At 28.5% G+C, this 15,278-nt stretch carries 15 protein-coding genes and 1 pseudogene; all 16 read right to left on the bottom strand.

From position 1 onward, the window contains the following. Nucleotides 1–3: 3 nt before the first annotated feature. Nucleotides 4–597, bottom strand: coding sequence for a DNA-3-methyladenine glycosylase (locus ACQH24_RS01125; protein ID WP_425380222.1), 594 nt, complete (start codon nt 595–597; stop codon nt 4–6). Between the two features lie 49 nt (nt 598–646). Then, on the bottom strand, nt 647–1,297 hold the full coding sequence (gene nusG, locus ACQH24_RS01120; protein WP_425380221.1) for a transcription termination/antitermination protein NusG: 651 nt from the start codon (nt 1,295–1,297) through the stop codon (nt 647–649). Between the two features lie 31 nt (nt 1,298–1,328). Next, nucleotides 1,329–1,775, bottom strand: coding sequence for a preprotein translocase subunit SecE (secE, locus tag ACQH24_RS01115; protein ID WP_425380220.1), 447 nt, complete (start codon nt 1,773–1,775; stop codon nt 1,329–1,331). A 9-nt stretch (nt 1,776–1,784) separates the two neighbouring features. Continuing rightward, nucleotides 1,785–1,934 carry a 50S ribosomal protein L33 gene (gene rpmG, locus ACQH24_RS01110; RefSeq protein ID WP_425380219.1) on the bottom strand — a complete coding sequence of 50 codons (150 nt, stop codon included), beginning with the start codon at nt 1,932–1,934 and terminating at the stop codon, nt 1,785–1,787. A gap of 54 nt (nt 1,935–1,988) precedes the next feature. Further along, a complete protein-coding gene (locus ACQH24_RS01105; protein WP_425380218.1) occupies nt 1,989–2,567 on the bottom strand; it encodes an RNA polymerase subunit sigma in 579 nt (192 codons plus the stop codon). A gap of 19 nt (nt 2,568–2,586) precedes the next feature. Further along, entirely contained in the window at nt 2,587–3,321 is a 735-nt protein-coding gene (gene rlmB, locus ACQH24_RS01100; protein ID WP_425380217.1) for a 23S rRNA (guanosine(2251)-2'-O)-methyltransferase RlmB, read from the bottom strand. A 61-nt stretch (nt 3,322–3,382) separates the two neighbouring features. Then, nucleotides 3,383–4,696 (bottom strand): annotated as a pseudogene (gene trmFO, locus ACQH24_RS01095) (methylenetetrahydrofolate--tRNA-(uracil(54)-C(5))-methyltransferase (FADH(2)-oxidizing) TrmFO). A 4-nt stretch (nt 4,697–4,700) separates the two neighbouring features. Next, entirely contained in the window at nt 4,701–6,041 is a 1,341-nt protein-coding gene (gene cysS, locus ACQH24_RS01090) for a cysteine--tRNA ligase (protein ID WP_425380216.1), read from the bottom strand. Further along, nucleotides 6,028–7,932: a tRNA uridine-5-carboxymethylaminomethyl(34) synthesis enzyme MnmG gene (gene mnmG, locus ACQH24_RS01085; RefSeq protein WP_425380672.1), complete on the bottom strand. Its 1,905-nt coding sequence runs from the start codon at nt 7,930–7,932 to the stop codon at nt 6,028–6,030. The genes cysS and mnmG overlap by 14 nt, the downstream gene beginning before the upstream one ends. Nucleotides 7,933–7,962: 30 nt before the next feature. Further along, nucleotides 7,963–9,543 carry a methionine--tRNA ligase gene (gene metG / locus ACQH24_RS01080; RefSeq protein WP_425380215.1) on the bottom strand — a complete coding sequence of 527 codons (1,581 nt, stop codon included), beginning with the start codon at nt 9,541–9,543 and terminating at the stop codon, nt 7,963–7,965. Nucleotides 9,544–9,695: 152 nt separating this feature from the next. Further along, on the bottom strand, nt 9,696–10,151 hold the full coding sequence (locus tag ACQH24_RS01075; RefSeq protein WP_425380214.1) for a hypothetical protein: 456 nt from the start codon (nt 10,149–10,151) through the stop codon (nt 9,696–9,698). Between the two features lie 194 nt (nt 10,152–10,345). Continuing rightward, the gene (gene gap / locus ACQH24_RS01070) at nt 10,346–11,344 is read right to left on the bottom strand and encodes a type I glyceraldehyde-3-phosphate dehydrogenase (protein ID WP_425380213.1); all 999 of its coding nucleotides are present in this window, start codon (nt 11,342–11,344) and stop codon (nt 10,346–10,348) included. A 138-nt stretch (nt 11,345–11,482) separates the two neighbouring features. Beyond that, on the bottom strand, nt 11,483–12,112 hold the full coding sequence (locus ACQH24_RS01065) for a DUF2278 family protein (protein ID WP_425380212.1): 630 nt from the start codon (nt 12,110–12,112) through the stop codon (nt 11,483–11,485). Between the two features lie 134 nt (nt 12,113–12,246). Then, entirely contained in the window at nt 12,247–13,152 is a 906-nt protein-coding gene (locus ACQH24_RS01060; RefSeq protein ID WP_425380211.1) for an ATP-binding protein, read from the bottom strand. A 26-nt stretch (nt 13,153–13,178) separates the two neighbouring features. Then, nucleotides 13,179–14,420, bottom strand: a complete 1,242-nt coding sequence (locus tag ACQH24_RS01055) for a DnaD domain protein (protein WP_425380210.1) — start codon at nt 14,418–14,420, stop codon at nt 13,179–13,181. Nucleotides 14,421–14,585: 165 nt separating this feature from the next. After that, on the bottom strand, nt 14,586–15,278 hold the full coding sequence (locus ACQH24_RS01050) for a folate family ECF transporter S component (protein WP_425380209.1): 693 nt from the start codon (nt 15,276–15,278) through the stop codon (nt 14,586–14,588).

Below are 15,278 nucleotides of genomic sequence, written 5' to 3'. Positions count from 1 at the left end.
CTCTTATTTTTTTGAAACTGCCTGATGATTTGTAATATAAAAACGATATGGTTTTAGCTTAAAATTAGTGGCATAATCAATATTAATCCGGGGCGTTGCTGTAATTGCAAAATCGCTTGTCGTCGTTACCGCTGCTAAATATAATGTTGTACTTTTCATAAGATTTAACCCATCTTCAGTTTTAGTAATTTTTAAATATCGTGCCAGTTTTCCTGGCCCATTCGCTAAATTAGGTTTATTAACAAAATTAGGATTTGTTTCATCTATAATAATTTCCCCGGCTCGTAATAAAACAGCGCTAGGGTAATCCGCTTGATCAGTGACAATATTAAAACAAAAATACATTCCATAAATCATAAAAATATGAACAAAACCGCCTTGTCAGAACAGTGTTTCATTTCGTAAACTTCGTCTATTATTAAATCCATGATTAGCATCATCAGTTGGCCCATCATAAGCTTCAGTTTCAATAATTTTACAAATAATTTGCTTACCATCAATAATACGAATTAAATATTTCCCTAATAATTGTTGTGCAACAATAACAGCATTTTGTGCAAAAAAAGCCGCATCTGTTAAACGGATTAAATTTACCATTTTTGTGAAAAAAACATAACAAAAAATATTACTAATTTGTTATGCTCTCTTACCCAATCTTCTCACATTGGTCAAATTCAACTTCGGTTGGTGTTAAACGACCAAACATTTCTAAGTTTATCGTTGCAATTCCTTTTGAAGTATCAAGTTTTGTCACTTGTCCTTCCATCTCAGCAAAAGTACCAGATAAAATTCGAACATAATTGTTAACTTCAAAATTCGCCACAAATACTTTTTTAACTTTTTTTCCTTGTTGTGCTGCTGTTTTTTTAATAGCTATTGATTTTGAAAGCATTGTTTTTGCTTCTTGATCTGTTAATGGAAATGGTTTTGTTCCTCGTCCTGATGATCCTATAAATCCAGTAACTCCCGTTGTATTTCGAACAATATACCAAGCTTCATCATTCATAATCATATTAATAAAAATATATCCTGGATAAACATTCTTTTCTGTTGAAACTGATTTTCGTTTTTTGTCCGGTACTTCTTCTTTAACAGCTCTAATATCAAAAACAACATCTTTCATATTTAATGATTCTACCCGCTGGATTAAATCATCACGGACACGATCTTCATGACCAGAATAACAATTAATTACATATCATTTCCCAGGATACTTCGTAATATCTTCAAAATCTTCACTAATGTCCAATTTCTCATTATTTGTTTCTAGTTCTGTCATTGGCTTTTGTTCTGTCATTATTTTACTCCTTTAATTCTTAGTTCTCCTATTATATAATATGCGCAACAGTTAGTAAGTGGTGTAAAGCTAAGTCCAATACTAAATAAAATATCGCAAAGGCAATAATAAATAAAATTGTAATTAAAAATTTGCGCCCTAAACTTCCCTTACTTGTTCAACGAATTCTTGTTACTTCCTTCGCCATTTTAACAGGGAATTCACGAAATGCTAATTTTCAATTTGTTTTTTTACTTTTATCTGACTGCTTGCGTTTAAAAAGACCTTTTTTAATTGGTTCACCATTTTCATCAATATCTGGTGTTATCATTTCTTTTTTTGTTCCAACTTGAATTGGTGCAGTTTTATTCGCTTTTTTTTGAAAAATTAGCGCTGCTTTTTCATTTTTTTTCTGCAACTTTAACGCCTTTTTTTCTTCTTTCGTTAAAATTGGTTTAATTTCTTTTTTTGCTTTGTCATCTTTCATCTTATTAGCCATTACGAACACCTACCTTGTTTCTTTATGTTGTGTATGTTTATTACATGTTTTACAAAACTTATTTATTACTAGTCGTTCTTTTTGTGTCATCTTATTCTTAAATGTGGAATAATTCCGACTCAAGCATTCTGAACATACTAATATGATTTTTTCGCGCATTATATTCACCATTGTTAATTATATTATATTAATAAAAATATTGATATAGTTAATTTAATTATTTTTGTAAAAATCCTTAGTTTTTTGCATAATTCGTTGCATTGCATTATCAACTTGCCGATAATCTAATGCTAAAAGGTGATGAATATTATAAATATTTTCCCCCGCATATCATAATCGAAAAACTTCTTTTTCTAATGGTGATAACCGTTGATAAAATAGTTTAATCACTTTTTTTTGTTCATCAAATCGAGCTATTTTTGTTGAAAAATATTCTTCATCCTTAGCAATATTATCATTTGCTAATTTAACATAATAATTTAAAACTCGATTTTTCATATTTAAACATTGTCGAATTTGTTTATGAATATCTCACGTATAACGTTGAAAAATAAAATCTTTTAATTTTTTCCGGGATTGGGGATTATACATTTTTGCACTTTCCAACACAGAAAAATATTTTAAACTATCCAAATCCGATAACTCAATCGGCAAGGCAAAATATTTATAAAAAGTTCGTCGTTTTACTTCCTCTAAAAAAGGAGCATATAACTTGTATAAATTAATTATTGCTTTATTATTATGACCCTCTTGAAATAAATAGAGTAATTCATATTCATTAATAATAATCAATTCCTTTCTAATTTTTACCTTATTGTTGTAGCATTTTAATTTGATAAATTAAAATGGCACTAGCTACTGATACATTTAAAGAATCTAAATGGCCAGTTGTTGGAATATAAACATTAAAATCAGAATGCTTTAATAACTTCGGACTAATTCCGTCTCCTTCATTTCCAACAATTAAACAAACTGGCGTATCATATTTTAATTCACTAACTTTTTGTGCGTCTGTCGTTAAACTTGTGGCATAAATCCAAAATCCCTGATTTTTTAAATATTCAACAGCATTTGTTAAATTATTAACCCGGCAAACAGGGACATAATTAAAAGCTCCCGCTGAAGTTTTTGCAACAGTTGCATTAATATCAACTTGGCGCTTATCTAAAATAATAACGCCATCAACATTAAACATATCACAAGTTCGCAGAATTGCGCCAAAATTATGTGGATCAGAAATTTGGTCAAGTACTAATAATAACGGATGTTTGTTTTGTAAAGCTTGTTTTGTTATTGTTTCAAGTAAATAGTTCTGTGGTTTTAAAATTTCAAGTACCAAATTTTGATGCTTATTTGTTTTTACTAAAGTTGTCATTTTATCAGAGGAAGAAAAGACAACTTTTAGCTGGCGGTTTTGTGCTAATTTTAAATAATAATCCTTATTTTTACTTTCCTCAACTAAATATAATTTATTAATCTTCAGCGCTGGGTTTAACAACGATTCAACAACTGGATTAATTCCATAAATGTATATATATTCTTGCATATTATCTTCCTTTTCCGTTTTTATTATGCATAACTAATATTGATAACTTTCCTCATCAATATTATAATTTAATTTGATACTTTGTGATAGTAGCAATTAATGCATCCATCGCCCGCAAGTAAATTGCTAAATTCTTCGCAGACTTACTTGGAAATTCACCAGATAATGTTGATAAAATTCCAATATTGGCTTTCATTGGTTTTAAATCTTTTTGCTTTGGATTAGTAACATAATTAATTAATGAACCCAAAACAGTTTCTGATAGTAATTTAATTAAAGGCAACTCCATCATATATTGATAAACATTAAGTGCACATAATAATCCTGCGGCCGCCGACTCTAAATAACCTTCAACCCCAATAATTTGTCCCGCGAAAAAGATATTACTATTTTGTTTAAATTGTAAATATTGATTTAAGACTTTTGGACTGTTAATATAATTGTTTTTATGCAAAACCCCATATCGAACAATATTAACATCAGCTAAACCTGGAATAAATTGTTTAATAATTCGTTTTTGTTCTGGTCATGTTAAATTTGTTTGCCAACCAACTAAATTATATAAACTATCAATAACATTATCTTGCCGCAATTGAACAACAGCATACGGTTGTTCCCCGTTTTGATTTGGAAGTTTATTACTACTCATTGGTCCATTTAATAAAATTTTAGCTGATGCTTCCGCCATAACTTCAATTGGTTGACAACCTCTAAAATATTTTTCAAACGCAGGAAGAATAACTCGTTTTGCAGTAACAAGTTCATTTACTAACTGATCAAACTCTTTTTTTGTCAACGGACAAACAATATAATCTTTTTGTTCTGAATGTCGTGCCCCATAGTATACTTTTGTAAAATCAATCCCTGCTTTTGTCACAATTGGGGCTGACCCATCATAATAATATAAGGCCTTATTACCAATTAACTTTTTCAATTCCCCTTGAAAATTTGGCGTAATTAATGGACCTGTCGCAATAATTGTAACTTGCTGCGGATCAATTGTAACAAATTCCTCATAAATAATTGAAATATTAGGATGATTTACTAAAGTTGCTGTAATTTTTTTAGAAAATAATTCACGATCAACACTAAGCGCATCATCGCCGGGGACTTGGGTTTGATATGCTGTTTTTAGAATTAATGAATCCAAGTATTTTAATTCTTCTTTTAAAATACCAATGGCATTTTCTTTTGACATACTACGAAAAGAATTAGAACAAACTAATTATGCAAATGTTTCCAATTTTTGAACCGGATTTTTTTGACCCTGCTTTGTTTCATATAAGTTAACTTTTAGACCTCGTTTTGCTAATTGATACGCAATCTCTGAACCAGCTAAACCAGCCCCAACAATATTAATTACTTTTGTTTTCATAATTTTAAAAAATATCTTTTTCTAATAAAACTTTACGTAGTTCATCAGCCTTAACAAAATCTTTATTATTTTTATACTTAATTCATTCTAATAAATACTCTCGAATCTCACCACTAATTATTGGTAATTGAAAATTGAAATTCATAATATTAAAAATAATATTATAAAAATCACTAACTAATTGCATATCTAACGTTTTATTCCGCAACTGGATATTAATTATTTTAATCATTTCACTAATAATTGTTAAAACATTAGGACTATTTAAATTATTTTCTAACTGGGCAAGGGCCTTTTTAACATATTCACCACGATTTGCTAAATTATATGTCAAATCATATTCTGCCAAAAATAAATTAATTGCCTTTAAAATTTTAAGAATTTTAGCCGTTTCATTCTGAGCGGCCATAATCAAACTATTTGTGACATTTAATGGCTGGGTATAATTAGTTGCATATAACAAATAGCGTAATGTATTAGAACCATATAATTTAATAAAATCACGAACTAAAATAGTATTATCTAATGACTTACTCATTTTTTCATTTGCAACATTTAAATGTCCATTGTGCATTCAAATCTTACTAATTTCTTGACCTTTATTTTTAGCAAAAAACTGAATTCGTTCATTTTCATGATGCGGGAAAACTAAATCAATTCCCCCAGCATGAATATCAATGGTTTGATGATCAAATAATTTATCAATTAAAACCGCACATTCAGTATGTCATCCCGGGCGGCCCTGATATTTTTGCCCGTTGGCGTCATAATATGGAAATGACACTCCTGTCGCGGTATTTTTTCACAATGCAAAATCATATTGACTATGTTTATTTGCATCATGTTTAATCCGCGCATTAACTTCTAATTCGACTAACTTTTTATTAGCCAAGCGACCATAATATTCTTGGTATTTTGCAATATTAAAATAAGTACTACCGTTAATTTCATAAGCGTCCCCTGTTTTAACTAAGTTTTGAATAAAAGTTACAATGTCAGAAATATGATTGGTAACCCGAACACGGTGGGTCGGGGTTTTAATATTTAAGTTGGTAACATCTTCTTCAAATGCTTGAATATAAAATTCCGCAATTTCTTGTTCCGTTTTTTTTACCGCCGCTGCTTTTAGAATAATTTTGTCATCAATATCAGTATAATTTTGAATATAGGTAACCTCAATTTCTTGAAATTGCAAAAAACTAACTAATAAATCAACGGTAATAATGGCACGAGCATTTCCAATATGGATATAATTATAAACTGTTGGTCCGCATGCATAAATATTAACCTTTTTTGTTTCCCCATAATTTGTAAAATCCCGTGTTAAAGTATTATATAATTTCATACGTCACCCTCTTATCTATTTGTCCCAAATTCCATTTTTTTAAATGAAACAACAACATTTGAATATCCGCTGGATTAATTCCAGAAATCCGATTCGCTTGGCCAATTGAAATAGGACGAATTTTCTTAAATTTTTCTCGTGCTTCAAGTGCTAAATTATCTACTAAATCATAGTTTAAATTGGCAGGAATTAATTTATTTTCTAATTTAATTGTTTTTAAAGCAATTTCTTGTTCTTTTTTAATATATCCTTCAAATCGAATATTAATTAATAAGTTTTGTTTTAAAAATGATTTTAATTCTTTTAAAGGTTCTAACTCCTCTTCCAAATATTTTAACTCAATATTCGGCCGTTTTAATAAATTATATCCTGAAATACGTTCAGTAATATTAGCCAGTCCTAATGCTGCTAGTTTTTCAATAATTGGTGATTTTACAGTAAAATAAGTATCTTTTAATAATTGCATTACCGCATTATAATCCTTCATATTAGTTTGATATTCATTTCAACTTTGTTCATCAATTAAACCAAACTGATGGGCATATTTTTTTAATCGTTCCTCTGCATTATCATTTCGTAATAATAAACGATATTCCGCACGAGATGTTAATAAGCGATATGGTTCTTCTGTTCCTTTTGTAATTAAATCATCAATTAAAACACCAATATAAGCTTGATCACGACGTAAAATAAATGGTTCTTGTTTATTAATACTTAGAACTGCATTAATTCCTGCCATCAAACCTTGGCACGCTGCCTCTTCATAACCACTTGTTCCATTAATTTGTCCAGCTGTGTATAAATTTTTAATTTGCTTTGTTTCTAAAGTATGCATTAATTGTGTTGGCACAATAGCATCATATTCAATAGCATACCCTCATTTTAAAACTTCGACATTCTCAAAACCAGGTAACGATTGTAACATTTTAGCTTGCACATCAATTGGCATTGATGTTGAAAATCCTTGCACATAAATTGTGTTCAAGCTTTTTGATTCTGGTTCCAAAAAAATTTGATGACGAGGTTTATCAGCAAAACGAACAATTTTATCTTCAAAACTAGGACAATACCGTGGGCCTGTTCCTTTCACATTACCTGAATACATTGCTGATGAAGACAAATGCTTTTGAACAATAGCATGTGTCGCTGGTATTGAATGAATTAATCAACATAATTCTTGTTCTTGCAAAGGAATAAATTTTTTTGTTGCATAAGAAAAGGCTAACTGCATATCAGTTCCTGGCTCTGGTTGAGCTTTGGTATAATCAATTGATGTATTAAGTACTCGCGCTGGTGTACCTGTTTTTAATCGAAATAATTCAAATCCTAAATGTTTCAATTGCGTTGATAAACCTGCTGTTGTAATATCACCATCAGGCCCAGCAGCTTTTTTTTCTTGCCCTTGTAAAACTAATGATTGCATATATGTCCCCGTTGTTAAAATTACTTTTTTTGCAAAAAATTGGGTTTGATCTTGTAAAACAACACCATAACAAGTGTTATTATCAACTAATAAACTTTGAACAGCCCCCGCATATAATTCCAAATTAGGTTGATTTTGAATAACTGTTTGCATATATTCAGAATATTTAATTTTGTCTGACTGTGCCCGTAATGCTCATACTGCTGGTCCGCGTGACGAATTTAATAGCTTCATTTGTAATGCAGTTGCATCAGCAGCTTTTGCCATTTCACCACCAATAGCATCAATTTCACGCACAACGATTCCTTTTGCTGGTCCCCCAATTGAGGGATTACAGGGCATTAAGGCGATTTTATCTTTATGCAAAGTAATCAACAATGTTTTCTTCTGCATTCTCGCAGTAACTAAACTTGCTTCAACACCAGCATGACCAGCACCAATAACAATAACATCATATCTTTTCATTAAACTCTCCCTCCTTTACAATATTTTAATAATTTAGTTTAATTCTGTTTCAATTCGTTTTAATTCTTGCTCAACATTTAAGCGCTCAAATAAATTTGCTTTTTTTTCTATTTTCTTATTATATATTATTTCTTGTTCTAAAATTGTGAAAAATGTTAAATCATTTAAATCAATATTAAAGTAATCGGCAATTTTTTGAGCATGATCAATTAATATTGGTTGTAACAAAAAAGCACTAACAATAATAACATAAGATAATGTTGCTAATGTTACATGTAATTGTGTTAAGTTTTGATTCTTTTCTAATTCTCAGGGCTTACTTTCTTCAATATATTTATTTGCCTTATTACATAGTTCCAAAATAAGATCTAATGCTTTTGATATTTGATAATTATTCATTGCTACTTGATAATTTTTAATTGTTAAAACACAATTATCAATTAAATCATTTTTCAATGGGCCTTGTGCTAAAAGTTCCCCATTAAAATATTTACTAATCATAGTACTTACCCGTGACACTAAATTACCAATATTATTAACCAAATTTGTATTATATGATTCTAAGAACATTTCATAAGAAAACTTTCCATCATTATCAGTTGGGATTTCATACCCCAAATAAAATCTTAAAACATCCCGACCATAATGTTCAATTAAATATAATGGATCAACAACATTACCAATTGATTTACTCATCTTCGTATCCTTAAATAAGATTCAACCATGTGATAAAAGTTTATTTGGTTGTCGTAGCCCCAAACTTTCTAGCATACTTGGTCAATAGATCGTATGAAAACGTGCAATCTCTTTTCCCAATAATTGTAAAATTTCAACATCGGCATTATTTCAAAATTTATTAAATAATGTTTCATCATCTGATAAGTAACCTAATGCTGTTAAATAATTTGATAAAGCATCAATTCAAACATAAATAATATGTTTATTATTTTCTAATGTTTTAATCCCTCATGTAAAAGTTGTTCTTGTCACTGATAAATCAATTAAACCAGGCAAAATAAAATTATTCAACATTTCATTTTTTCTAGCTTCTGGTTCAATAAAATTTGGATGTGTATTATAATAATTAATTAAAAACTGACTATATTTTGAGACTTTAAAGAAATAAGTTTCTTCTTTAACTTTTTTAGGTTTATTCCCACACACCAAACATTGTTGTGTTATTTTATTTAATTGTGATTCAGTTAAAAATTCTTCACAACTAACACAATATAATCCCTCATATTCGCCCAAATAAATATCAGCTTTATTATATAATTTACTAAAAATCTTTTGAACACCACTTTCATGCGTCTTATCTGTTGTTCGAATAAACTTAGAATATTCGATCCCTAATTTCTTTCATAACAATTTAAAATTATTAACAATCATTGTTGTAAATTGATATGGTGTAACCCCGGCTTCTTTTGCCTTTTTTTCAATTTTCTCACCATGCTCATCACTACCTGTTAAGAAAAAGGTTTCATACCCATCTAGCTTCTTATAACGATTTAAAATGTCAGCTAAAGTTGTCGTATAAGCATGGCCAATATGTAACTGCGCACTTGGGTAATAAATTGGGGTTGTAACATAAAATAATTTTTTGTTTTGACTCATAATATCCCTCTCATTTTTATATTCACTAATAAATTATATCGCATTTTTGCCTTGAAAATGAGGTTGTTTTAGCGCATTCCTCATTTTTTCCTAAATACAATTTTAAATAAAAAAAATAGTTATTATTATAACTATTTTAGGTTATGCATAATTTATCTTGTTACTTCGCTTAGTTTACGAGAAGAAATGCTACGTAAACCATCTGCTAATAATTCTGTCATTTGATAAGCAATGTAAATAAAATCAATGTCACTAATACGTTCACCATAATTTGTCTTTAAAATTTTTATTGCTTCTTTATATAATTTGTCATGATACATTTTAGCATCTAATTTTTCTTTAAAATAACTATAAGATAATGTTTTGGCATTTAATAATAAAGAATCAATTCGTAGAGATAATGTTTTATAAGTATCAGCTAATGCTAATTCCAACCGATATAAAAAATCATTTTCGGTAATAACACGACCGTTATTCCGAATTAAAATCACATTATCATACAAAAGTTGAATTGGATTTGTTGAATCATGAATTTTTTCAACATTCAAAACTAACTTTAATTGATCTCTAATATTATGAAAGTGTTTTTCTAAAATAGGATTCTTCATTTTAATAATCTCCTTAATTAATACTTAATCCATTTAATATAATACTGCAGTAAATATGTAAAAGTATCGTTAGTCAGTTTTATTAGTTTACTAACTATAAGAATGATTTCTTATATGTAATTATCATAACATAAGAAATATCTTTTTTAGAAAAATAAAAAAACACTAAGAGTATTTAGTGTTTTTGCTTTTAATTAAACTTTTGCAAAGTATAATAATGTTCTAACCATTTGTGAAACATATGACATTTCATTATCATATCATGCATATACTTTAACTAATTGTTTACCATTAACTTCAATAATTTTTGTTAATGTTGCATCAAAGATTGATCCGTGTGATTCACCAATAATATCTGATGAAACAATTGGCTGTGTATTATAACCAAAAGTTTCTGATGCTGTTGCTTTCATTGCATTATTAATTTCATCAACTGTTGTTGTTTTTTTCAATTCAACTGCTAAGTCAACAATTGATCCCGTAATTGTTGGAACACGTAATGCCATTCCATCAAATTTACCTTTCAATTGTGGTAACACTAGTGCTACTGCTGCTGCTGCTCCAGTTTTAGTTGGAACAATATTAGAAAATGCTGCCCGAGCTCTTCTTAAATCATCATGTGCTAAATCTAATAAACGTTGATCATTTGTCACAGCATGAACAGTTGTCATATACCCTTTCTCAATCCCAAATTTTTCATCTAAAACTTTTGCCATTGGTGCTAAACAGTTTGTTGTACAACTTGCTCCTGAAATAACAGTATCATCTTTTGTAATATCTTGATGATTAACATTATAAACAATTGTTTTAACATCCGTTCCTTTTGCTGGTGCAGAAATTAAAACTTTTTTTGCCCCTGCAGTAATATGTTGTGAAGCTCCCGCTTTATCAGCAAATCTTCCTGTTGATTCAACTACAACATCAACTCCAAATTTACCTCATGGTAATGCAGTTGGATCTTTTTCTGCACAAACAATTACTTTCTTTCCATTAACAATAATAGCATTTTCTTCTGAAGAAATTTTTCCTCGCATTCATCCTCCTTGGGCTGAATCAAGTTCTAATAATGTTGCTAATGTTTTTGCATCTGTTAAGTCATTAATTGCGACAATTTCAACATTCTTTTCTTCAAATAATTTTCGAAATGCTAAACGTCCAATCCGTCCAAATCCATTAATTGCAATTTTTGTCATCTACTTTTTCTCCTCTACTGATTTAATAATCTAGTCTGCAATAAAAAATGCAGCCTTATATTTATTTTACAACCTTGCCTCGTAATTTGCAAGAAATTTGGAAAATATCCAATTAAGGGTCTAGTTAATGTACTCCTATTATAAAATTCCATAAATTATAATAATATAATAAAAAAAATTATTATAAACAATTTCCTTCATCATCAGTTTTTGTACATTGTGATTGAAAAGCAAGAAAAGCAGCAAAAATAACCTTTTGTTTTTTTCATCCATAATAATTAAGGCACCATCTTGCCAAACACCATTTTCTTTTGCATATTTTTTATTAGCATTCCCTTGGTTCATATGAACATCATGAAGTCCTAATTCTGGTTTATCAAATAACATTCCTCAAATACAAACTTTTAGATCTAGATTTTCAATTGCCAATCCAATTTCTTTTGTAAATGTGTTATTCAAAAATTTTGTCTCATCGCCTTCACCTGGTGGCAGCACTTTCATTTGATTAATATCAATAATGCCACTCCGAAGATAATCTATTGCCAATCCATCTGGTCCCAATGGCAAAGTTCGATAAACTCCATCTTTCAATTTAATTGCGCGTTCTAAAATTGGATGGGTAATATTATTTGTCAAAAAATATTTTAAATTTCGGGGGGCGATTTTTGAATAAACATTAACTACAACTTCATAATTCTGCTCATTAATTTGCAAGTTGAACATAAAATGCGGTGTTCGTGATCATCAATGTATTTTTGTTAAATCCATTCGGATAGGGCGACCTTTTAGTAAACTATATTCATTTATATTTTGTCCTCTTTCCTTAAAAAATTATACAAGTATTATAACAAAAAAATATAAATGAATATAATTCATTAACAAATCACTATTCCTACATTATTTTATAATTCATCTGTATAATTGTTATCACTTCTCCTACTATTTCCAATTAATTCTAATTCTGTTGCCAATCCCCGAATCCGATCAACAATACGTAGAGCTTTTACTTTATTAATTTCCTTATCCCCAATTTCATTTTTAACATTTCCATAAATTGATGTTAAAGCAGTTGTTGTAAAATTAGAAGAAAAAAAAGTTGGTAAGTGTCGACTAATACGATCATTCAGAATTCGAAATAACAAATCATCCCGAACTCAAGGTGAAACAGTTTCACCACCAATATCATCTAAAAATAAAACATCGGCGCGTAATAAATCTTCCACCAATGAAGATTCATTATTAAAAATACTAAACGATTCTTTTACACGATTAATTAAATTAATAACTGAAATAAAAGCAACTTTCCGATTATTATTTGCTAAAACATTAGCTAATCTAATTAATAAATAAGTTTTCCCTACACCCGGCGGCCCATAAATATATAATCCTTTTTGGCGCTGCCCTTTTACAAACTTAACCATTTCTCCTATAATTATATGCATATTATTAAAATTCTTATCTTTTTTAATATCATTTAAACGAAGTTTTAATAAGTCATCACTAAAATCATAGTAAAGATAATTATTTTTAACCTTATTGATTTCATTCAATGCTATCATATGCTCGCACTCAATACGAGTTAAAAATAACTTTTCATTTTCTTTTTTTAAAAAATATTTATAACCTTTAAATTTTTGTTGACACAAGGATAAATCTGGTGTGGACTTACAATGATAATAATTATTTAAGTACTCTTCAAAAAGCAAATTAAATTGTTCACAATCATTAACATCAAAAACAATTGTTTGCAAATTAGACATTAACTCACTATTGTTTTTAATTTGTTCTAACAATTTTTGTTTTGTCATTCCCCTGCCCCCTTTTTAATATCCTGTTATAAGTTTTTTAAATCATCTAATAATTGATTAAGGTTAATTTTATCTTCCCCTTTATTTTGCCGATTTTGTTCATAAATTTTATTATATTCTAATGCTTCCATATTATTTTTCATTGTTGCGGCTTTTAAATGATACGTATTACTTTTAATTGTTTCTTTTGTAATTTTATTTTTTTGACTTTTTGCATAAGCACCACGTAAATGTTCCATCGCTTTATCCACCGTATTAATTTGTAATTGGCTAAAAGTATTAGCAATTTTTTCACAATACTTTCTTTCAATCCGATGTGAATTTTTAAATCAAACATACTCAATTAAACAATTAACAACACTAGCTTTTAAGGCATAATTAATAATTAAATCACGAATCAATTCAATTTCCATTGGCGTTGGTTTTGTATTTTCACGCAATAATGTCAAATATTCAATCGGATCAATTGATGACATTTCATTAATTTTTGCTTCTAACATATTTGTCGGCTTTGCAACATTTTCTTCATTAATAATTAAGTTTAATTGCTCTCCTGTAATTTGTTTTTTTAAAATTGATTTTTGATGAAAATCGGATAATAAATGTTGGAATTTTTCATAATTAAAAATGCGGTTTTGTTCAGTTAATTCAATACTCTGATAAATAAAAATTGCAAGATTATTTGTTAAAACATTATAATAATTTGCTAATTGGATAATTTTTTCACGATACGGTAGATACAATTTATGATTGGCATTCTTTGCTGCTAAATACTTATCAATATAAACAAAATCTAAATTCACATTTGTAATATTTAATTTTGATGATAATTTATTAATCCCATTCGGATGATATTTATCAATAAATTTAGTTCTAATAATTTCAAAACATTTTGTCCCAACAATATTTAATAAATATTCACTTAAAACTTTATTTTCAAAGAAAGCAATGGCAGAAATAGGCAATTGTGGTTTTAAAATATAATGCTTACCCTTTTCCCGCTTTAACATTTTTAAAAGGCCAATTGTTTCTAATTTGTCTTTTGCTGCTAAAAATTCTTCATATGTCATTTGTAATAATAATAAAAGATGCTCTAATTGATATTTAATATTTAACTCTAAAATAAAATCTTGGGCCGTAAAAGCAAGATATAACATATGTGCTTTATCACCAATAATCGGACGAAATAAGCATAACAATAACATACGTTCATCATCTGATAACTGATATTCTTGCTTTATTAAATATGTAGCCTCTTTCTCTATCATTTTTTCACATTCCTTCGTTTAGTCATTAATAATATTACAACTAAGAAATAATAAGTAAATATAAATTGATAAAATCATAATTTCTTTTTAGTTATCCACAAATCTTTTTATTAAAATTCCTTGTTTTTATTAGAGTTTTAAAAGTTTTACACATATGAACAATTTTTAATTATTATGCGCATTCCGTTTTTTAAATTTAATTGGTAATAATACTAATTCCTTATTTTTAGCACATCATAAAGTAATACTATGACGTGAAGCAATTAACTTATATAAAATAGTAAAACTAGAAATTGTCATTGGCAAATAAATTAGCATGTTAATTGGGAACTTAACTGCTTTTGCAATAAATGCCGCTCCTAACACAACATTATTTCAACCAATTGAATATAATCATAAAACATTAACACCAAATGAAATTATTACAAAAGTAAAAATATATAATACAATTGTTTTTAAGATCCACAGTTTCTCAGTTTTAAAAAGAAAAACAATGCTTCCCATAAAACCATATAACGCAAGATTGAATCCAAACCCAATATGATACATTCCATTAATGTTAACCAATGCTCCTAATGCATCAGTTGCAATCCCACTTAGAACACCAAAGAAAGGTCCAAATAACATCCCAATCACAAAAATTAAAAAATTACCTAATGCTAATTGAATTCCAGCTGTAATAGGAATTTTATAACCCACGATATTTGTTAAAATAACGGATAATGAAATTAATAAACTTGTTATTGTAATTGTTAAAATATTAATTTTTTTTATATTTTTATAATCTAATAAAACTCCTAGTGCCAATAAAGTTCCAATTCCTAAGCAAGCACCGATACTTGTTAATAAATATCACAT

The organism is Spiroplasma endosymbiont of Stenodema calcarata (assembly GCF_964031205.1).
Lineage (GTDB): Bacteria > Bacillota_I > Bacilli_A > Mycoplasmatales > Mycoplasmataceae > Spiroplasma.
The sequence above is the reverse complement of the archived record's forward strand: the minus strand, read 5'-3'. Positions and strand labels throughout refer to the sequence as shown.